A 21,701-nucleotide genomic window follows, 5' to 3' on the forward strand; every position below is an offset into this window, starting at 1 on the left:
GCATTTCTTGATCATGTGAGTCCTTACAAAAGAGCAATGCTGACGAGGTACGGCACAGTCGGTTTCAGGCGTCGACTACTTCACAATGTCTGCCGCTGGCCAATTGATTGGTTGATAGAGAAATCCTGATGCATATAGTTCCACTGCAGGGTAAATATTGCTACATCGGTCGAGCAACGGAATTTTTCCTTGCACAACTACCCTTGCCGCTTGCCAGTGTATAGCATTGGGCCACCGCATAGCGGCCCCCTTGTCTACCTGAAGAATCCCGCCCCATGAACACCCTCCTGCGCACTACCCTGTCTTGCATCGCCGTGCTCGCCGTTTCGGCCTGCGCGAGTACTTCCCCCACCATTTTGAAGAACGGCCAACAGGGCTTGAACATCGACTGTTCGGGTCAGGCCATGTCCTGGGACAAGTGCGACGAGCAGGCAAGACTCGAGTGCCCCGGCGGCTACCAGACGGTAGCGACTCAGGGCGTGCCGCGACGTGCGGACGAGGCTGGGCTGGCGGATGCCGACCTGGGCAACTACCAGACCCGCAGCCTGGTGGTGATCTGCAAGTAGGATCGGCTCAGCCGGAAATGCATTTCTCGGCCGCCTGGCGCACGTCAGCCGGGCGCAGAGGCACATTGGACAGGCGCTCGTGTACCTTGATGCTGCTGCCGCCGGAACGATCGTCGACGATCAGCACGGCGGCCGGATCCTTGGAGAGTTTCTGCGGAACGATGATGCGATAGCCGTCGTGTTTCTGTTCGATCACCGACGGTCCGCGGCTGTCGCTCAACTGGGCGACCACACAGGTGGAATATTCCTTGGGGGTCTTGCCGGAAATCACACTCATGGTCTCGGGGCTTTTCTCGATGTCCGTCACGGTGGCACAACCACCGAGCATTACCACTGCCGTCAACCAGGCCCACTTCATGATGCATCTCCGTCATTAAATACCCTGTGACCGCAAGGTCATGAATTTGCTCCATGCATCGGTAGAATTTATCCGCGCTGCGATGCACATGATATCGTTGCGCTTTTTCGCGCACCTGTAACTGTGGAGAGCCCATGAAATTCGTTCACCAGCGCGAGCACCTCAATGAAGACGATCTGGTTGTCATCGAGTGCTCTCAGCGCTGCAACATCCGCCTGATGAGCGACGCCAACTTCCGCAGCTTCAAGAACGGTGGGCGACATACCTATCATGGCGGCGCGTTCGACACCTTCCCGGCCAAGATCACGGCGCCCAGTACCGGTTTCTGGAACATCACCATCGACACCGCCGGCACCAAGCTGTCGAGCGTCACGCGCAAGAGCACGTTCACCCACAAGATCAAGATCGTGCGCCGCACGGCTTCGAAATTCACCTGATGCAGGGGCACCCATGATCAAGTACGTGATCCGCTACAACCTCGACGGGCAGCGTCGCTGGGACTTCGCGCACCTGGAAACGGGCTCGCTGGAAGAAGCCAAGGCGGCGTTGGTCGCCCTGCATGGCGACGACGCCGCGAACATCAGCGACATCCATATCAGCAAGGCGCTCTGATAGACCTGGATCCGTGGTGTGCCCTCGCGCAGAGGGCTGGCCGCCCGCCCCGCTCCAACAAGGTGAGCGCGAATCCTGTGGGAGCGGGCTCTGCCCGCGAAAAGGTCACTGCAGCTCCGCAGGCACTGCGCGGTGTCCCCTTCGCGGGCAGAGCCCGCTCCCACAGTATGACCGCTCCCACAGGGTGAACACTCCCACGGGCATATGCATTCTGGTTCGGTGCATATACTCAAACGTCACTTTTACGTCTATTTACAAACTGTTATCTTCCGTCGGCTCTGCTAAGAGTGCGCGACCGTGCGCGTGCTTTTTCTGATGATGCGAAAGACAGCCTGAGAACAGGATCACCATGTACGTTTATGACGAGTACGATCAACGGATCATCGAGGACCGCGTCAAGCAGTTCCGGGATCAGACCCGCCGCTACCTGGCTGGCGAACTGAGCGAAGAAGAATTTCGCCCGCTGCGCCTGCAGAACGGCCTGTACATCCAGCGTTTTGCCCCGATGCTGCGCGTCGCCGTGCCCTACGGCCAGCTGACATCGCGCCAGACGCGCATGATGGCCAAGATCGCTCGCGATTACGACAAAGGCTACGCCCACATCAGCACCCGGCAGAACGTGCAGTTCAACTGGCCGGCCGTGGAAGACATTCCGGACATTCTCGCTGAACTGGCCACCGTGCAGATGCACGCGATCCAGACCAGCGGCAACTGCCTGCGCAACGTCACCACCGACCAATTCGCCGGCGTTGCCGCCGACGAGGTGATCGACCCGCGCCCTTGGTGCGAGATCGTTCGTCAGTGGACCACCTTCCACCCCGAATTCGCCTACCTGCCGCGCAAGTTCAAGATTGCCGTCAACGGCGCCAGCACCGACCGCGCAGCGATCGAGGTGCACGACATTGGTCTCGAGCCCGTGCACAACGCCGCCGGCGACCTGGGCTTCCGCGTCCTGGTCGGTGGCGGCCTGGGCCGCACGCCGGTAGTGGGCGCGTTCATCAACGAGTTCCTGCCGTGGCAGGACCTGCTCAGCTACCTGGACGCCATCCTGCGCGTGTACAACCGCTATGGCCGTCGTGACAACAAGTACAAGGCGCGCATCAAGATCCTGGTCAAGGCCCTCACGCCAGAAGTCTTCGCCCAGAAAGTCGACGCCGAGATGGAGCACCTGCGTGGCGGCAGCACGACCCTGACCGAGGCCGAGCTGCACCGTGTGGCCAAGCACTTCGTCGACCCGGACTACAAGGCATTGCCTGATTTTGCGGCTGACCTGGCCCAGCTCGACAGCGAGCACCCCGGCTTCGCCCGCTGGCGTTCGCGCAACACCCTGGCGCACAAGAAGCCCGGCTATGTGGCGGTAACCCTGTCGCTCAAGCCGACCGGCGTGGCCCCTGGCGACCTGACCGACAAGCAACTCGACGCCGTCGCCGATCTGGCCGACAAGTACAGCTTCGGCCAGCTGCGCACCTCTCATGAGCAGAACATCATTCTGGCCGACGTCGAACAGGCCCAGCTGTTCAGCCTGTGGAACGAGCTGCGTGAAGGCGGTTTCGCCACGCCGAACATCGGTCTGCTGACCGATATCATCTGCTGCCCAGGGGGGGATTTCTGCTCCCTGGCCAACGCCAAGTCGATTCCGATCGCCGAATCCATCCAGCGTCGTTTCGACGATCTGGACTACCTGTTCGACATCGGCGAGCTGGATCTCAACATCTCCGGTTGCATGAACGCCTGCGGTCACCATCACGTTGGCCACATCGGCATTCTGGGCGTGGACAAGAAAGGCGAAGAGTTCTACCAGGTGTCCCTGGGTGGCAGCGCCAGCCGCGACGCCAGCCTGGGCAAGATCCTGGGTCCCTCCTTCGCCCAGGAAGCCATGCCCGATGTCATTTCCAAGCTGATCGACGTGTACGTGGAAAAACGCACTGAAGATGAGCGTTTCATCGATACCTACCAGCGGATCGGCATCGACCCCTTCAAGGAGCGCGTCTATGCAGCGAATCATTAAGAACAACGAAGTCGTCGACGAAACCTGGCACCTGCTGCCCAAGGACACCCCGTTCGACGGCATCAGCAACTGCGATGACCTGATCGTACCGCTGGCCCTGTGGCGCGAACACGGTCCGGCGCTCCAGGCCCGCGATGGCGGCCTGGGCGTGTGGCTGGACAGTGACGAGGAAGCCGAAGAGATCGGCGAGGTGGCCAACCAGTTCCAGGTCATTGCCCTGAACTTCCCGGCATTCACCGACGGCCGCAACTACTCGAACGCACGCCTGTTGCGCGATCGTTATGGCTTCAAGGGTGAACTGCGCGCCATCGGTGACGTACTGCGTGACCAACTGTTCTACCTGCACCGTTGCGGCTTCGATGCCTTCGCCTTGCGCGCCGACAAAGATCCGTACGAAGCACTGGAAAGCCTCAAGGATTTCTCCGTGACCTATCAGGCGGCCACCGACGAACCGCTGCCCCTGTTCCGTCGTCGCTGAACGCAAAAAGGCTGGCGGGGCTCTCGCCGCGCCAGCCTTTTGCTCCTTCTTGCCGGATGTCCTTTACTGGACGTTCGCTGCAGTCACCTCTTCAGACAGGGTTCTGATCAACCCTCGGGTTGCCTTGGTACGACCCGTACTGATCGAGGCGTACATCTCCAACGCCGCCTGATCCGTCATCACCACGCGCAGTGGCTCTCCTTGCGGCCCGGTCCACAGGGTTTCCGGGGCCAGATCGCCGAGTGCCTTGAGCACAGCGCCCAGGTTCTCCGGCTCCACACTGAACAGATCCAGCGTCTTCGCCTCTTCGAAATGGATCAGCACGTTCCCCCACAAGGTCTCGACCGCTTCGAAGCGCTGCGGATACACCCGACGCAGGTACAGGCTCCAGAACGGCTGTTCGGCAAGCCAGTCCAACAGCCCGCTGGCGGTTTCATCCGTAAGCACCGCATTACCCACTTGCCGGGTTGTCTCGGTGGAGAGAATTTCGCTGTACAGCATCGATGGCTGCGCACGCAGTGCCAAACGCGCCTGCAGACGGTTACGCAGCAGCAAACGAATCTCGACTTCGTCCGGGGTGCCATCAAGCAGTTGCGCGTCCGTGATCTGATCCATGGCGTGCAGCGCGGGTGTTTCCGGGCTGTTCTGAATCAGGGCGGCACGTCGATTCAAGCGTCCCTGAGTGATGGCCGCGGCATACTCATCCACCAGTGCCGCCCGGTACAGCTGGCGTCCCAAGCCCAACAACGGCTGCAGCATTGCCTCGCCACCGGCCACGGCCGAGGACGCCGCCTGCCAAGCCAGGGTTCGGGTCTCGAAATAATCCAGCACAACGCTCATGCCGTCCCCGCAACTGCCGTCTACCAGCGTCGCATGCTCGAACAGCTGCTCGCGCAAGTCGCCCGTCCCCAGCCCATCGCCCGCTGCCTGGGCATCGGCAACCACCGCGCGCATCACCGACCACATGCGCGCCTTGAACGGTTCGGGGTGGCGTTTGTAGGCGTCGGTGGAGGTCAGTCGGGCCATCACTCGATAGAAGGCAGCTGCTTCCGGGGTGCTTTGGTCCGCCTCGATACTGGCACGCAAACCGGCGGGGCAGTCGGCTAGCCAGGCATTGCTGGCCTGCTCGTGTCCGCTGCTTGTCGTGTTGCGCTCGCCCCATTCGAAACTGACGCGCGCCCGTCGCAAGCGGCGCCGTGAGAGCTCCGAAAGCGGGTTGCGGTCGAGGTTGAAGTGGAACTGCTCACGCAACAGGAAGGAGCGCATCATGCTGACATAGGTGGTTGCACCGATGTCAGGCAGCTCGGTGAGGTTGTTGTCGCTCAGGATGATCCAGCGCAATGGCGTGGCGTGACGATTCATCAGGAAGCTCAGACCCTCTGGCCACTCGGTGATACCGGTGGAACGCAGGATCAGCTTCTCCAGCATGCGCATGCGGGTAACGTCCGGCGCCTGCCCCAGCTCGGTGAAGCTCAGGTTCAGGGACTTGAGGCGTGTCAGCCGCCCGAGTGCCTGACGGCCCTGATCAGTCAACGTCTGGAACGTGTTTTTCAACGACAGCTCTTCCAGTTGATTCATGCGACCCAGGATCGTCATGCCCCGGTCGTCGATGGTGAACGTATTGTTGGCCAGAATCAGAGAACGCAGTTGCTTGAGTCGCGCAAGGCTGGTCATCGCCTGCTCGCCGATGAGTATCGCCTGCGCGTGGCCGTCTACCACGCTCGGCACATAGGCGCGATCCAGATTCAACACCCGCAGGGGGCTGTTGCCATCCTCGGTCAGGTCGGCGAACACATCCGCTGCCGGCTCCAGCACATTGAGCTGCAGGTCCAGGTGTTTCAGTGCCTTGAGCGCTTTGATCTGCGCGGGGATGGCGCGTAGAAAGTTCTGCGCCAGGGACAGTTTTTCAAGCATCGGGAAGCGCGAGAGAAAGAAGGAAGGGTCTTCGTCCAGGCTCATGCGCTCCAGCTTCAGTTCGACGATATGGCTGAAATCCGCGGTGATCAAAGGCAAAGCGCCAATGACCCTGCCGCTGAGGTTGACGCGCAGGGTTTCGCCACGCCACGCCCTGAGCAGGCGCGTCCGTGCCTCGGCGCGTGCGACGGCATACTCGGGCAACGCTTTGCTCCAGAGATCCAGCGAGCTGTCCAGTACCTTGTATTCCTGCTCCAGTCGCTGAATCGCCAGCTCGAAACTCTCACCCGGCCTGCGCAGCACTCGACGCAACTCGGCCATGTCTCGGTAACTGAGGCTGGGGTACAGCGCTCGCAGGCGTCGACGCTGGCCCCACGAGGCATCCCCTCGCCCACTGAGCGGGTAACCCGCCCCGTGTTCGGTGAGCAAGGGCAGCTTGAACCAGGGCTGTAGAACCCTTTGCCCGAGCAATTGACCGGCCCGCGTTCGATCGGCCGCGGCCAGCGCGGCCAAGCGCGTGCGCAGCCCCTGGCTGTCCCAGCGCGAAAGCGACAACGCCGTGAGCTCGGTATCCGGCAGGGCACTGCACAGCGCCCCGAACACATCCTGCTTGCCGGCCAGCGCCTGCTCCCGGGCATCGAACGCCTGGTATTGGCCATCCTGGCTGACCAGATACTTCACCTCGGTGGCCGACTCAGCGCCCACCGAGGCCAGTTCACGGCCCCGGACGTAGCCGGCACGGAGCTCGATCCGAGTGTTTCCCGACCAGCCCGGGAGGTGCGCGAGCAGGCCGAGCGCCAGGCTATCGCGATCCTCGGATGTACGGGACGGGTCGATCAGCCCCTCGCAGGCCTCATTCAGACGCTGTTCGCGCAAGTACAGGCGCGCCTGTTCGGCCAGGCGCACCGACAGCCGTCCGCTGCCCTGTAACTGACTCACCTCCCAGTCCTGCGCCTTTGCCGCCAGGTCATTGGCCGCACGTCCGGACAGGCCCGGGAACAGGCGCTTGACCGGCGCCGCCTCGGTGGTCACCGTGGGCTCCTGCTGGGCGTAGAGCCCGGCGGCAATGTCAGCGCTGGCCGCCTGCACTTCATTGGCCAGGGCTTGCGACAGTGCCGAGGATTGACCTTTCACCGTGTTCTCCACGCTGTCGGCAAACAGACGCTGTTTGCGGGTGGTATCGAGTTGCTCGACGATGCGCTCGCACAGGTTGCCCGCCAGCCAGTCGCGGCGCTGGACCACAATCGGCTCGGCATCGTTCGGGCCGTACTGCACGAAATGGCCATCGTCCGCGACCACACGCACTGCCCAGCTTTCCTGCCAGCCGGGTATGCGCTGCAGCAGCGGCAGGCAGTAGGCGGCGCCCTCCCCTGGAGGCTGTGCCTGGCGAACGTTCGCCACCAGGCGCTCGACATCGCGCCGGGCGCGATAACGCAGCAGCGCGTCCTGCAACAGCGCGGGAGCAGGCTGTCGATTCACATGGATGTCGCGCAACTGTTCGGGAGTAAACCCGCAAGCATCGCTGACCTGCAGCAGTTGCACATCGCTCAACCGATCGGTGATAGCGCCGAACCGACGCAACAGTCGAGCACCTTGCCATTGCAGTGGCTGCTCGTGAATGTGCTGCCAGGCCCCGGCCTCGTTGTGGGTCAGCACCGGACGATAGCTGTCGCGCAGCTTGGGGTGTTCGATCACCCAGTTTCCGCTCGCCTCATCCAGCACTTGCTGGTAGTAGTGCTCATCGATGCGTACGTAGGTGCGCTCATCGAGCTGATATTGGCCTAGCGCGTTGGGCGTAACCTCGGCAGGCAGGTTGATGTCAGCGGCATACGCCGTCAGATCCGGATGCAGCAAACGTCGCGTGCCGGCACTGTCGGTGACCGGGACGAGCGCTTCCATGAACGGCGAGTGGGCCAGGGCGATGCCTGCAGCCGCTCCGCTGGCCAACAGGGCTACGTTCTGCGCCACCGCGCTGAATTGGCTGATCGCTTCCACCGTCTGTCCGTGCTTCCAGTCATCGACCCCCAGGCACAGGTTCTTGACCAGTTCCACCGCACCCACGGCCAACCCCAGTTCACCCGCGCCAGGTATCACGAACGTGGCGACATCGAAGGCGCTCGCCAACAGACCTTCCCACCACGCCAGGCGCTGTTCACGGGCCAATTGATCCTCGTCATCGGTCGGCACCACCGCCAGCCGCGCACTCTCACCCAGCTTGATCAGTTGCTGGCTGTACAGAAGGTGCACAAGCTTGCCCTCGACGGGATACGCGCGCAGGCCGATGTCCGCTGCAGGGTCGGGGACCGGCGGCTTGGCGAACTCGCCCGGCACGATCCAGGGTATCGGCGACAAGGTATTGACCAGCCGATCGGTAAAGGCCGCCTGACTGCGCTGGGCGACGAAGCGCGCGAAGTGGTCACGGTAAGGCACCGCGCGCAATTTCTCGCGCAACGTATCGGCAAAGGCCTGGCGCGAAGCATATTCCTTGAGTGCATGATCCGGCTCGCCGGGCAGGTAAGCCAGGCAAGCCGGCCCGCCCACCTGCTCGATCAGCACCATGCCCAGCAGGCTGTAGCCGGTGGTCAGCGGTGTGTGCAGCAAGCCCAGCTGGCAGAACTGCAAGGCCTTGCCCTCCCAACGCGGGGGCTGCAAGTCCGTCGGCTGCGTGATCTGCTTGAGCGCCTGGTAGGCCGCTTCGCTGATGTCTCCGCGGATACGCGCGGTGACGGCCGCTGCATCCAGATTGTCGGCAATGGCCAGGCTGAAGGTGGTGGCAGTGTCGGCCTGCTCGGCGTCTGCACTGGGTGTCTGCCCGAGCGGGCGAAACACCGACTTGAAGTGCTCCTGGTACTGACGGCCCAGATCCAGCGTGCGCACCAACGCTGCAAAATCATGCACGTCAAGCTTGACACGGGCACTGTCCGGGTAGCGATACAGCAGGCTGCCGTCGTCGTTGAGGGTAAAACCGAACGCGCCTACGGGCAGAATGACCGAACCGGCTTCCAGCCCACCCGGCTTCGCTTCGCTTGGCAGGAAGTTCTGCAATGCCGCTTCAAGCAGGGTCTGGTGCCTGGGGGTCAGCTGGGTGGTCAACCCGTGGCGAGTACGCACCATGCGAATCAATTCGTGCTTGTCGACGTCCAGCCCCAGGGTTGGATAGGCCTTCTGCAACGCCGCCTGCAGCAGCGGCGCGCAGAACGCCGCAGGCGTCTGGAGGCGCGCGCTCAACTGCGCGGCATTCGCACTGGACCGCGCACTGAGCAGGGAACTTGCGAAATAGGCCTCGCGTAATTCCGGTACTGCTGTCGTCAACCACGGCGGCAGTACCGTTTCGATCAATGACTGATAGGACGCGATTTCGCCGGTTACGGCAGGATCAAGGGTCATGGCTGTGCTCCATGGCAATGCCCGCTACGGGGTTGTAGCGGGCGAAGCACCAGTGGAACAAAGCCCAAGGCTGGGTTTGCGGTAGATAGGTGTGCCCGCTCAGCCGCCCATGGCCTGCTCGGTCAGCGCCCGCAACAGGCTCGCTTCAGCGGCGTGTTGCTCGACCTGCAGCGCCACCAGTTGCTCGTCGTACCCTTCAGCGTACGGTGCCGCTTCCAGCGCCTGCTGCCGCGCAACGAATGGCGCCAGGGTCTGTTCCAGGCGATCGGCGAACGTGCGGCGCAGGTAGCCCAACCAGTAGTCCTGCAGCATGTGCCACTCCAGCAAAGCCTCCCTGATCTCAGCCTGATGAACCTGTTGCGCGGCGGCTTCGAGCTGCTGTGCCGTGACCGGTTCGATATTGGCGAACAACATGCCATAGGGCTGATTGGGCAACTCCAGGCGTTGCGCCAGGCCAATTCGGTAGGCCAGCAGCACCTCGACCTCCTCGAACTCGTCCAGCTCGATCTGCCGTTCGCGTACCCGTCGCTGCACCTCAGCCCGCGCCAGCGATTCGACCCGGCTCAGGCGAAACAGGCTGCGCGAGGTGGCGAGCAGCTCAGTGGCCCGTTGCGGACCGTCCAAGGTGGCATCGTTGGCCCTGGCAAACAGCAGCTGTGCCTCAAGATCATTGAACAGCGCGATGACTTGATCGCCGCAGGTATCCGGGCGCTGCGCAAGTGAGAACAACTCGTCGCGCAACGCCGGTGATTGGGCAGCGCCGTCGATCACAGCCCAGGCGCGACTGGCCAGGTTGTCCGGTGCAAGCGTCCGGTCCGCAGTTTCGCCCAAGCGGTCGAGCAATTGGATGAAACGTGTCGATTGAGGGTGGGCGCGAAGCTCACGGAGCCGCTGTAGCCCTTCAGGACTGGCAGTGGCGGCCAATACGTCGAGGTACTTGAAGGACACGCCCACGGCTTGCAGCCGGCGGACACTGAGCTCGCTCAGCCCGGCATAGGAGAGGGTCAATGGGGTCGTCACCTGCGGTTCTTCCCGGAAGAATGCCAGCTCGGCCAGCGACGGCACCTCGGTAATGGCATTGTCGTCGAGCGCGACGCGGCGCAACGTCAGCGGATCGCGCGACATCAGCTCAGTCAGCCCTCGAGGCCACTGGGTCAAACCGCATTCACGCAAGTTGAGCGCACCGATGACCGGCAGTTCCGCCAGGTCCAGGTGCTCGCCCAGAGGATTGCGCGACAGGTCGAGGTAGTCCAGCAATGGCATCGAGCGCAGCGCTTGCATGGCGGTTGGCGTCAGCTGTAAATCATTGTCGCTCAGCCAGAGGTTTTCCAGGTTGGGCAGCCGGGCCAAAGTCGGCAGGTGCTCGGCCATGGCGACAGTGTCGGTGCCGCTGAGCCCCAGGTAGCGCAGAGGCGTCAAACTGCTCAATGTCTGCACGGCGGCAGCAGGCAGACGCATCGGGTTGTTGCGCAGGACCAGCGCCTGAAGTCGGTCGAGCCTGCGCAGGGCGTCGAACATCGTCGGCGAAGCGGTGAGCCGGTTGTTCTCCAGCGCCAAGGACTCCAGATACGGCAAGGCGGCCACGTCGGCTGGAATCTCGGTGAGCAGGTTGCCTTGCAGATCGAGCACGGTGAGGTTGGGAAAATTCAGCAGAAAGCCTGCCGGCAGGCTTGCATGCCCCGCTCCTTCCAGGGTGATGTAGGACACATGGCTGAAATCGGCGGTCAATGTCGGCAAGGTCCCCACACGCAGTTCCGACAAGTCGAGGAAATACTGCGGTGGGCCGCCCGCCATGCCTTCCACTCGTGGAGCGTCACGGTGCCAGGCAGCGCGAAGGCGTTGGGCGGCCAGGCTGCGATCCGCCGGTTCCACGGGCACCGGGTTACCGTCTTCGTCCGCCACGGTGGCCGGCTCGGCGGCCCACTGGTTCAGGACAGCCTCCAGTCTTGCGCCTTCCGCCTCGCGGCGCACTTGCATCAGGTCTGCAGCCATATGAGGCAGATCGGGTGCCTGCGCGGGGCGCCCGCGACCGCTGAGGCGATAGCCGATCCTGCCGTCATCCAGTCGCTCTGGCTCATTGAAAGCGGGCGTCCGACGCTGGCCTATCAGGCGAGCGGCGCGGTCACGATCGGCCACGGCAAGGTGGACAATGCGCTCGGCAGAGGCGGCAGCACGTTCGCTTTCGGGCAGCAGATCTAGCAACCCCTGGCGCAGCTTGACGCTGCCGGGGTTGGCCATGGACGGCAACACTAGCCCGCTGATGGCACGGTTCAAGCGCACTTCACGAATGCCTTCATGGGCCATCAGCGCCAGACGCAGCGGTACTCGCTGCTGCATCAGTTGCTTGCGCTCCTGGGCGTTGGCCTGGCGATACAGTGCTTCGCCCAATTCCCGAGGCAGGCCCGGGAAATCTCGGTGCAGGGCGTGAACGGCGGACTGCTCAGGCCAGTCATGGGGCAGCGGCTTGAGGCCTTGGGCGGCGCGAAAGTCTGCGGCAGCCAGGCGCAAGGTGGCCGGAAGCGGCAGGCCTCGGTCGTGGATCTGGCGGATCTGCGCAGCAGTGATTCCCGTGACGTGGCGAATGCGCTGCAACGTGCCCGCCGAGAAGTCTTCGAACAGCGGGCCCAAGCGCCTCATGGCCTGCTCTACGCCCCAGCGTGCCGGGTCTTCATGGGCCACCCGCCACGCACCTTCGCCATTGTGCTCAAGCGCCAGGCGCAGACCGTTTTGCGGGTCGGGATGCTCCAGGTACCAGCGGCCGGGCTTGGCATCCTCGCTTAGCCGGTACGCAACGCCGTCCAGCTTGATATAGCGGTCAGCGCCATACCGATACTGGCCGGCCCGGTCTGGGTCCAGGTGCGCGGGCAAGGCCTGCGGGTCGGCAAAATCGGTCAGTTTCAGGTTACTCAACCGTGTAGTGCCGTGGCGGTCGATGACCGGCAGCATCCCTTCGACGAAGGGCGAGCGCGCCAAGGTGATTTCGGCGACCGAAGTGGCGGCAATCAGTGCCGCGTTCTCGGCTACATCGAACAGGTGATCCAGCGCTTGCTGGGTCTGTCCGTGCTCCCAATCATCGATGCCCACGAACACCTCGCCGAGCAGTTGAGCGACGCCGACGGCCGCCATCACTGCACCGACGCCGGGCACGAAGAACGCAGATGCGTTGAGCAAGGTGGTGCCCACTTCCAGGTACTTGAGCAACCTCGCCTCGCGGGCGGCCTGGTCGACATCGGCCGTAGGCACGATAAAGGCACGCGCGTTGGCTACAACCAGGCTCAGGGTGTCTTCGTACAGTCGCTCGACCAAACCGCCGGTGCGGGGTTCGAGGCGCAGGCCAATATCGGCGTTGGGGTCATCGACTCGGCCTTTGGGGGTCCACAGGGAAAGCGCTTCGGGCCGTAACGTGTCGTTCAAACGCTCGAAGAAACCGTGACGGTCTGCCTCGCCAATGAACCGCGCGAAATAATCGGCATAACCCGGACGGCGCAGCTTGTCGCGCAAGGCATCGGCGAATGCCTGCAGGCTGGCGTATTGCTTGAGTGGAGACTCGGGATCACCCGGCAGGTAGACCACGCAAGGCGCCTGCGCGCTGGCAGAGGCCTGAACGATGAATGTGCCCGACAGCACCGTACCCCCTCTGAACCAGGTGACCAGGGCACGGAGGCCGGAAACCACGACAGGAGTACCGTTCCAACTGACATTGCTGGCAGACCCATCCAACAGCTGCTGCAGCACCTGTTCACACTGGGCAGTGATGTCACCGCGCAGCACTGACCTCAGAATCTGCACCTGCAGATCGCTGCGAAAGCCGGCTTCCAGCAATTCGCGTGCATCACCGGATTCCGGCTCGAGCGTTTGGAACACCTGCTGCACATGATCTTGGTAGGCCTGGCCCATATCGATTTCTCGACAGGCAAGCGCAAACTGATCAGGTGTGATGGGTAGCACCTGGCTGCGGTCCAGACGCCAGGCGAACTGGGGAGCGACCAGCAACTCCAGGGCACGGGGCGGCAACAACATCGTGTCGCTGTCATAGGCTCCCTTATCGCTTTCCTCAGGCCCGAAGTTGGCCATGGCCACTTCGAGCAGTGTCTGGCGCCGCACTGACGTCACGCGCCGGTCGATACCATAGCTGCGCTCGAATCGGACCCATTGCATGCTGCTCAGGTCGACGTCCAGATTGAAGCGCGAACGCAAGGCCGGGCCCAAACGCTCGGCGGCAAATGCGGCAGGCGCCTTGAGGGTGTTCATCAGACGTTGCACCTTGGCGTCAGCGGCGTGACTCACGGTCAGTGCTTGCTGATACTCGGCGCGGCGTTGGGCACTGGCGCCGGTCAGCCAGGTGGGCAGCAGACGAGCGACAAGATCATGATGAGCAGGCGTAGCGCCTGGGCTCGGGGAAGGGATTTGCGGGGTCACGGCACGGCTCCAGAGAGATTACCCGGCAGCGAAAGACTCCCGGGCAATCAGTGGAGCAAGGTTTACATCAGGCTCTGCACTACATAAGGCTGACCGCTACCAGAAGCGCTGCTGGGTGAGCTTGCCCCATGCCTTGCTCGCCACGTGCTCGAGCGAACTGCTGGCCGCCAGCCCCACACGCTCCTGCAGGCTTTTGCTCTTGGCGTAATGCAGGTGAAAGACTTCGGCCTGCTTGGCGCGCTCGGCCAGGTACTCGTCACTGGTCTTGAGCTCATCCACCAGTTGCTTGTCGAGCGCTGCCACGCCCAGCCAGACTTCCCCGGTGGCGACGTCGTCGATGGACAACTGCGGCCGGTAATGGGCCACGAAGCTCTTGAACAGCTTGTGGGTGACGTCCAGGTCTTCCTGGAATTTCTCCCGGCCCTTCTCGGTGTTCTCGCCGAACACGGTCAAGGTGCGCTTGTATTCGCCGGCCGTCAGCACCTCGAAATCGATGTCATGCTTCTTCAGCAGCTTGTTGACATTGGGCAGTTGCGCGACCACGCCGATGGAGCCGAGGATCGCGAACGGAGCGCTGATGATCTTTTCACCGATGCAGGCCATCATGTAGCCGCCGCTGGCAGCGACTTTGTCGATGCACACCGTGAGCGGCACCCCAGCCTGGCGGATGCGCGCCAGTTGCGAAGACGCCAGGCCATAGCTGTGGACCATGCCCCCGCCGCTCTCCAGGCGCAGCACCACTTCGTCATTGGGCGTCGCGAGGGTCAGCACGGCAGTGATTTCATGACGCAGGTTCTCGGTGGCCGAGGCCTTGATGTCACCATCGAAATCGAGGACGAACACCCGATGCTTGCTATCGGGCTTTTTCTTCTTGGCTTTCTTGTCGGTCTTGGCCTGCTCCTTGCGCAAAGCCTTGAGCTTGTCCTTGTCGAACAGTCCGGCTTCGAGCCGTTCGCGCAGGCCCTTGTAGAAGTCATTGAGCTTGCTGACCTGCAACTGACCGGCCGGTTTGCGCCGGCCTTTGGCACGCAGCGAGGCAATCGCGGCCAGCACCACCAGGATGGCAACGACCAGGGTGACGGTTCGGATCAGAAAACCGGCGTAATCGGCGAGAAACTCCACGGTGACTCCTTACATGCATGACGCCCGCCAAACCAGGGGACGATTGAATGGGCCCAGCATACCGGGGGGCAAAGCCTTGGGCCAGCCGTGAAACGATCGGCATCAAACAAGCCTTTCAAACGCACGTATGATTTTTCGTTGACAGCTGTCGATGCCCCCCCTAACCTCGCAGGACGTTCACTGTCACATCGAGCCTTGGCCCCCCAAGACTGCGCGCTTGCCGCATGCTTCCAACAGGCACACTTCCAAAAAAGGACCGTACCATGACCTCCGTAGCCGACGCCGTACAAGCCATGAAAGCCAAGTTCAATCCAGCCGCCGCTCAGGGCCTGGATCTGGTGTTTGGTTTCAACATCACCGACGAAGACAAGCACTACGCGCTGCACGTGAAGGACGGCACCTGCGAACTGGAGGAAGGTGAAAATCCGGACGCCAACGTCACCCTGGTGATGGACAGCGAAACCCTCAAGGGTATCGTCAGCGGTGAAACCGACGGTATGCAGGCTTTCATGGGCGGCAAGCTGCGCGCCGAAGGCGACATGATGCTGGCCATGAAGCTGAGCGAGCTGTTTCCGGTCTGATCGTTTGCCGTGTCACCAGACGCCTCGGCCCGTGCCGGGGCGTTTTTGTATCCAGCCAAAGCCTCAGGCGACACATATCTACAGCTTTCAAGAATCGCGCAGGTCCTAGCGTAGGCGCTCCGCGAGCTGGCAATGACCGGCTTGCCCCATAAGGAGTCTGCCTCGATGTCCAACACCCTGCCCTGGTTCCATGCTCGCTCACTGGCGCAGCGCATGTCCCGCCACTTGCTGCAAGCCTTGGAAGAGGAACGCTTGAGCGTGATCGAGCACGACTGGCTGCGGCAACTGCCCGAACAGCCCAGTCTGCCCAATGGCATGCGCATCAGCCTGTTGACCAACGCGGCGCCAGGTATTTTCAGCGGTCTGATGATTGCCCATGCCGACATCGCCAAACCGGCGGTGTACTTCTACTCGCCGATGGCCGGGATATTGCCCTTTTTCGATCGCGACGAGCTCGAAGCGGCCTTGCTCGAACCCGGTATCGGATTCGAGCTGGAAGGTTCGTATGCGCGCTGGCTCTCGGTGTCCAGGACGCCCTTTCAACGTTGGATGGAAGCGATCATTCAGGCCAATGTCAGGCGTCTGAAGCCTCTGCTGGCGTGCCTGCGCGGCCTGCCGGCATTACGTACCGTGCTGGACCAGCAGTTGACCGGTGCCCTGCGCACTGCCCTGCCCGCCAGCGATCCTATCGTTCCGGCGTTGCACCGCGTGCAGCGTCGAGTGGGCACGCCCGGCGCCGTCGAAACCACCCAGAATCTGATCGAGGTCGGTCTGGATGTTCTGACCGGCCGCGCCAAGCCGTCCGTGGAGCATGTCTTCACGGGTGTGTATGGCCAGGCTTTGAGCGTCGCCGAAGCGGCCACCTTCACCACCACGATAACGACTACCGTCGCGACACTCCCCCGTGCTTTCGATGACGCGCTGGTCGGTTTTTGGGCGTCCACGCCGCCTGCGGCAGCGTCCAGCTACCGCACGCTGATGAGCCAACATCTGAAGCACAGCTACCTGAACGCGGTGCTCGAGATCCAGGCACATCTGGGCTACAGCCCGGCGCAGCGGACATTGCTGATGGACGCGGCCCAGGCCAAGCCAGGCGCGAACATCGTGCTGCAAGGCCTGAGCTTTGCCGCTGACCCGGCCAAAGCCGACCGCGCAGTGCCGTGGCCAGGCGTACTGGTGATCAGCGACAGAAGCGACACCTCGCTGGGCTATTGCGTGTACAGCTGCGACCAGGGCTTCACTTTGTGTAACGACTTTGCGGCGTTGAATCAGCACTTCGATACCTTGATCGCGCAAGCCTCGACCAGCCCACGAATCATCGCCAGCCAACGTGCGCTATTCAACGCCACCATTGTGCCGAGACCGCAGCTGATCCCCTTCCTCGGCAGCCCTTGGGAGGCCCTTGCCAACGGATTCATCGACCTGCAGCGCCGTCGCGCTCACGACTGTTTCGCTACCCCTGCCCAGCTGCACGCCAACCCACTGGCCGCCCTGGCTCAAGCCACTGCGCTTCTCGATTTGCTCGAGCCGAACCTGGGCTGGCTGGACGAGGCAGGCAAGCACGCCAGCCCAGCCAGCACGACGGGCAAGGAGCCAGGCGACGTGCACGGCCAGACCTGGCTGCGCGAACTGCAATCAATGCAGCATCAACTGGATGGACAACGCAAACGTTCGCTGAGCCTGGTAGAAGGGGTGCAACGGTTGCTGGCACCCGGGCTACTGGCGATCCAGTCGACCCTGGGGGCCGACGAACTGCACCTGCGTATCGCGGGCGCCCCGCAATTGTCGTCGATCAGGCTGGTCGACTACTTTCTGGAGCGCTGCAGCGGGGCTATCGTCCAACCTCTGTCCAGCGTCGACGACGTGCTGGACGCGCGTGGCAATACGCTTCGATGGCCCGACACCCTGCAGATAGAACGGCTGATCGGCGAGCAAAGCCGTCGCCTGCCCCGCGCATTTGCGGGCTTGGCCGCTCGCCATGACCAAGCGCCCCACGCGCACTACCGCGGCACCTACGACCTGCAGGGGCAGCGACGAGCCATCACCGAGCGCTGCCTGCGCATCACACTGGGGTCGGCGCGGCGTGAAGGTCGAATCGACGAGAACATGCTCGGATGGTTGGACATTGCGCTGAATCGACCGACGGCGGCCTTGCGCAACGCATTGGACGTGGAGGTACAAAGCCTTTGCCTGCGCGCGCGTAGCGATCGCAGTGAGGTCGTGCTGAGCAATCTGTTCCTCGTCCATCGGCGTTCGCAACCCGAAGGCCCGGTACTGATGTGGTCAACCCAGGATGGCCTGCGGGCTTTCAGTTCTGCCCAGCAGATGAAAGAGACCGTTGCCACTGTCGTGACCCAGCCCCAAACGTCCCTACATCTGGCAAGCGGTCGCTACTTCAGGGACCGCTCAGGCCCTATTCAAGACAATGCCAAGCTAGGGGGTGCGTCCGACCTGACGACCCACATCCTGCGCGGGGATTTCATCGACGAACTGTGCGCACTTGAATTCAATCGACGCCTGTATTACCTGAAAAGCAATCTGGAGCTTGGCATCGACTGCCACTTCTCCACCCAACTGATGCAGGGCAATACCGATTTCGGACGCAGCGACGACACGTTGGCGGCGGCCCTTGAATGGCTGGGCACGGAAATCGCCAACAACCAACTGGTGGAACTGCTGCCCAACTGGCTCAAGCAGGCATCGAAAGCTCAGATCACTCGCTACACCGAAATCCTGAGGCGTTGTGTGTGGACCACTGACGTTCAAGGCAACTACCTGGCCAACATCCCCTATATCCTGGATTTCTCCCGAGACCGGTTGAAAGAGGCGATGCGCAAGGCGTGGCCCCAGGGACCCTATAACCCTGATCGGGTGCAGATCACGCTGACCGACACCAGCGGAGGGGGCGTGAACGCCGGTGGCGGTATTGCGCTGGGCAACACTGCCAGCGTGACGCGGTCGCTGACGCAATGGGCCGTCGACCAGTTCGGTGGCTCGCTGAGCAGCGCAATGACCATCGCGCTGGACCCACCCAGCCAAACCATCACCCCGCCGAGCACCTATCAGATTCGTACCTTGGTAGACCAGGCCGATATCGGCGGCGCCTATCGTACAATGCTCGCCGAACGGCTCGCACCTACGGCGTCTGACTATGCCGAACGTCGCCGCCTGTTCGCCCGCGGTGTGCCGCCGCAGATGCTGCGCTACGCCGCTGAACGGCAAATGCAGGGCAAGCTGAGCAATGAGGCCGTCAACCTGCTCGAGCAGGTCATGGAAATGCCCGACGGTCTGGCGCGCGAACCGCTTCACCATCACAACATCATCATCGCGCCGTTCGGTCTGGTAGCGGACACCGACGTTGCTGCCGATCGGGCCTGTGCGATGTTCCTCATAGCACCTGACGACAACGCCGCCGGGCCGGTGGTGCTGTACAGCGCCTATGGTGGCGAACAAACGCTACTCGAATTCGCGGACCGCGCCAGCCTGCTGGCTCAGGTGAAGACCGATAACGGTCTGCAGGCGCTGATCATGTCGCGGCTGCCTGAGCAGGCCAAGCCCCGCTACCAACACGGCGGCTTCAAGGAACCCCATATCCCATGGACCACGGAAGTCGGCGATGGCCAGCGGCCAGGTCGTCCGCCTGCGATCACCCTGTCGGACGACGCCTACACTGGGAACGCGCTGTTTCTGATTTTCGAAGACACCATGAAGCTGATCCAGCTGGCAGCCAAGGAGCAGACCCTGTCCGCCGGCGAGGCCACCTGGAACGCATTCTGTCACTTGCTGGAGCTGGGCCTGCAACAGGGCTCGGTGATGTTGCCCAGCGCCGTGGCCTCCCTGGTGGCGCTGTATCAGGGCGTTGTGCTGGTACGTGATTCGGTAGAGGCCGCCAAGGAACAGAAATGGGGTGAAGCGGTAGCCGACCTGGTGGCTGCCCTGGCATCCGTCGTCGGGTCGCGCCAAGCGCTGGATGACCTGGAATGGCGCGACTCGTCCAAGCGTCGGCCCAGTGCTGAAGTGGCGGCCTCTGAGCAAGGCTCATTGGGGACATCCGGGCTGACCGCGCTGAAAAACGCTCAAGCCACCGATGTGGTGCTCTCGCAGCTGCACTTCGATCCGCTGCTCAACCTCTACAAAAGCGTCGACGGTAGCCATCGGTATGCCGTTGTAGGGGGGCGCGTGTTCGAGGTGGCGGACGCCGACGTGGGCTTGAAGATCATCAGCGCGCAAGGCGATGGCCCGACCATCGAGCTGGATGAGCAGCAAAAGTGGCGGGTGGATGCAGAAGTGCTGCGCATGGGCGGGGGTTATTCCATCGCCGAGCACTATGACATCTGGGTCGCCGAGCAAAACCTGGTGGATCTGTTCATGACCCAGGCCGAGGGCGCCCTACAGATGCGCCAGCAATACCCTCGTCGTCATCGACAACTGGTGGACGCCCATGCCCACAGCGTGGATTGCCTGCGCAACACCTTGGCCAACCTGAATCAAGCAGCACCCCATATGCCGCTCGCTGCCGAAACCAACGCCGTGCTCACCGACATCTTCGAGGTCGATGTCACACCCGCCATACTCCATCAGATCCGCAGCAGTTGCCTGCGCCTGCTCAGCGAGTTCACCGCTCCCGGTTTGGACCCGCAGACATCGCCCCGCTATTGGATGGGCATGAACAAGCAAGGGCACGCTGGCACTCACGCGTTCGTCTGGGAAACCGATCCACTGCAGCGCATCTTCCTGACCGAGCAGTTTTACGTGCTTCCGCCGGAAACCGTCATGTACTCCAATCTGCATCGCAGCCAGAACGACATGTTCGTCCATCATCAGGCGTCTTCACTGCTGCATGAAGTCAGCCACCAGGTGCTCAAGACGGTGGACATCGCCTACATGGACAGCTTCAGACCGCTGCTCGAGCAATACGACAACCTGGGTGGGCCTTACAGCCAGGCACAATTGTATGCCCATAGCCTGAACCGCGTACGGCACGAGGCGCTGTCCTTGAGTACGCCGGACAAGACCCTGTTCACCCGTCGCGGTACCAATGGCCGGCGTGACTTCCGCAACTACGATGGGCGGCAGCGCGAAATGATCCTCAAGTTGTCAGGGCAATCGACGCTGGCTGAAGCCAGGGTGGCCTTTCGCGGCAATCCTGAGGTGCGTGCGAAGATCATCCTGGCGAATGCCGATTCGTTGACACTGCTGGTGCTTCGCCTGGGTCAGGAGGTGTTCGGCACCACGGGTTGATGCCTTGGGATCGATGTCCCTGTTGGGGCGGCAACGGCGCAGCGCGCAGTCCCGCCCCTTCCTGAAGATTTGTTCAGCTTCCGCTCGGCGCAAAGATCAAGCGCTCTGTTCAATAATGAGTATCATTATGTTACAAGTTAGCATCCTTATTACTCCTCGAACGGTGCGAAGTGCTGGTTCCATTCTTGATCATGCTGCGCGAAGGGATTGAAGCCGCGCTTATCGTTGGCATCATCGCCAGCTACCTGCAACAGACCGGCCGTGGTCAATGGATGCCAGCGGTCTGGATTGGCGTCTTCCTGGCCGCAGCCGTGGCCCTGTTGGTCGGCGGTGGTCTGGAATTGATGAGCGCGGAATTTCCGCAGAAACAACAGGAATTGTTCGAAGCGCTCATCGGCCTGGTGGCCGTGGTCATCCTCACCTCCATGGTGTTCTGGATGCGCAAGGTCGCCCGTTCCGTGAAGCATTCGTTGCAGGCCGCGCTGGACCAGGCCCTGACCGGCTCTCGCCATCAGGTTGCCGCGCTCATTGCCATGGTGTTCTTTGCGGTCGCCCGTGAAGGCCTGGAAACCGTGTTTTTCCTGCTCGCCGTTTTTCAACAGAGCGAGGGGCCTGGCGCGCCCATTGGCGCCCTGCTCGGCCTGCTGGTCGCCGTGGCGGTCGGCTTCGCCATCTACTCGGGCAGCATGCGCCTGAACCTGTCGCTGTTCTTTCGCTGGACGGGTCTGTTCATCCTGGTGGTAGCGGCCGGGATTCTCGCCAATTCCGTGATGGCCCTGCACGAAGCCGGGGTCTGGAACAGCTTGCAGACCGTGGTATTCGACATCAGCGCCACGCTGCCCATGGACGGTCCGATCGGATCGGTGCTGGCCGGCATGTTCGGCTATCAGGATGCGCCCACCGTCAGCACATTGGGCGCGTACCTGATCTATCTGGTCGTGGCACTGGTGGCGTTCTTCATGCCCCATGCCGCGCCGACGCCGGTTCCCTCCTCCCCTGCCACTCATCAGTAAGG

The 21,701-nt window shown here is 62.4% G+C and carries 12 protein-coding genes; 8 read left to right on the top strand and 4 right to left on the bottom strand.

All coding sequences use genetic code 11. The features are described from left to right. Positions 1-275: 275 nt before the first annotated feature. The gene (locus tag B2V21_RS12760; RefSeq protein ID WP_049859453.1) at positions 276-566 is read left to right on the top strand and encodes a hypothetical protein; all 291 of its coding nucleotides are present in this window, start codon (positions 276-278) and stop codon (positions 564-566) included. Positions 567-573: 7 nt separating this feature from the next. Here the strand turns inward: B2V21_RS12760 and B2V21_RS12765 are convergent, their stop codons facing one another. Beyond that, a complete protein-coding gene (locus tag B2V21_RS12765) occupies positions 574-924 on the bottom strand; it encodes a hypothetical protein (RefSeq protein ID WP_049859452.1) in 351 nt (116 codons plus the stop codon). 134 nt (positions 925-1,058) lie between these two features. Between B2V21_RS12765 and B2V21_RS12770 the strand changes: the two genes are divergently transcribed. The 4 genes from B2V21_RS12770 to B2V21_RS12785 all read left to right on the top strand — a co-directional run bounded on the left by B2V21_RS12770 (position 1,059) and on the right by B2V21_RS12785 (position 4,022). After that, complete coding sequence (locus B2V21_RS12770) at positions 1,059-1,361, top strand: DUF1883 domain-containing protein (protein ID WP_049859451.1); 303 nt, start codon at positions 1,059-1,061, stop codon at positions 1,359-1,361. A 13-nt stretch (positions 1,362-1,374) separates the two neighbouring features. After that, positions 1,375-1,536 carry a hypothetical protein gene (locus tag B2V21_RS12775; protein WP_177327943.1) on the top strand — a complete coding sequence of 54 codons (162 nt, stop codon included), beginning with the start codon at positions 1,375-1,377 and terminating at the stop codon, positions 1,534-1,536. A 349-nt stretch (positions 1,537-1,885) separates the two neighbouring features. Continuing rightward, positions 1,886-3,544 (top strand): nitrite/sulfite reductase, encoded by a 1,659-nt coding sequence (locus B2V21_RS12780; RefSeq protein WP_286917019.1) that lies wholly within the window; start codon positions 1,886-1,888, stop codon positions 3,542-3,544. Beyond that, positions 3,528-4,022, top strand: a complete 495-nt coding sequence (locus B2V21_RS12785; protein WP_049859449.1) for a DUF934 domain-containing protein — start codon at positions 3,528-3,530, stop codon at positions 4,020-4,022. The genes B2V21_RS12780 and B2V21_RS12785 overlap by 17 nt, the downstream gene beginning before the upstream one ends. A 63-nt stretch (positions 4,023-4,085) precedes the next feature. Here B2V21_RS12785 and B2V21_RS12790 read toward each other — a convergent pair whose 3' ends face one another. The 3 genes from B2V21_RS12790 to sohB all read right to left on the bottom strand — a co-directional run bounded on the left by B2V21_RS12790 (position 4,086) and on the right by sohB (position 14,864). Further along, positions 4,086-9,323 carry a dermonecrotic toxin domain-containing protein gene (locus B2V21_RS12790; RefSeq protein ID WP_286917020.1) on the bottom strand — a complete coding sequence of 1,746 codons (5,238 nt, stop codon included), beginning with the start codon at positions 9,321-9,323 and terminating at the stop codon, positions 4,086-4,088. A 99-nt stretch (positions 9,324-9,422) separates the two neighbouring features. Then, the gene (locus B2V21_RS12795; protein ID WP_286917021.1) at positions 9,423-13,742 is read right to left on the bottom strand and encodes an NEL-type E3 ubiquitin ligase domain-containing protein; all 4,320 of its coding nucleotides are present in this window, start codon (positions 13,740-13,742) and stop codon (positions 9,423-9,425) included. A gap of 96 nt (positions 13,743-13,838) precedes the next feature. After that, positions 13,839-14,864 carry a protease SohB gene (sohB, locus tag B2V21_RS12800; protein WP_049859446.1) on the bottom strand — a complete coding sequence of 342 codons (1,026 nt, stop codon included), beginning with the start codon at positions 14,862-14,864 and terminating at the stop codon, positions 13,839-13,841. A 263-nt stretch (positions 14,865-15,127) separates the two neighbouring features. Between sohB and B2V21_RS12805 the strand changes: the two genes are divergently transcribed. From B2V21_RS12805 to efeU, 3 genes are all read left to right on the top strand, one after another. Beyond that, a complete protein-coding gene (locus B2V21_RS12805; RefSeq protein ID WP_049859445.1) occupies positions 15,128-15,445 on the top strand; it encodes an SCP2 sterol-binding domain-containing protein in 318 nt (105 codons plus the stop codon). A 165-nt stretch (positions 15,446-15,610) separates the two neighbouring features. Continuing rightward, complete coding sequence (locus B2V21_RS12810; RefSeq protein WP_286917022.1) at positions 15,611-20,686, top strand: dermonecrotic toxin domain-containing protein; 5,076 nt, start codon at positions 15,611-15,613, stop codon at positions 20,684-20,686. Between the two features lie 170 nt (positions 20,687-20,856). Further along, a complete protein-coding gene (gene efeU, locus B2V21_RS12815; protein WP_286917023.1) occupies positions 20,857-21,699 on the top strand; it encodes an iron uptake transporter permease EfeU in 843 nt (280 codons plus the stop codon). Positions 21,700-21,701: the final 2 nt, after the last annotated feature.

Origin of the sequence: Pseudomonas sp. UBA6276 (genome assembly GCF_002438365.1) — a bacterium.
Taxonomy (GTDB): Bacteria; Pseudomonadota; Gammaproteobacteria; order Pseudomonadales; family Pseudomonadaceae; genus Aquipseudomonas; species Aquipseudomonas coleopterorum.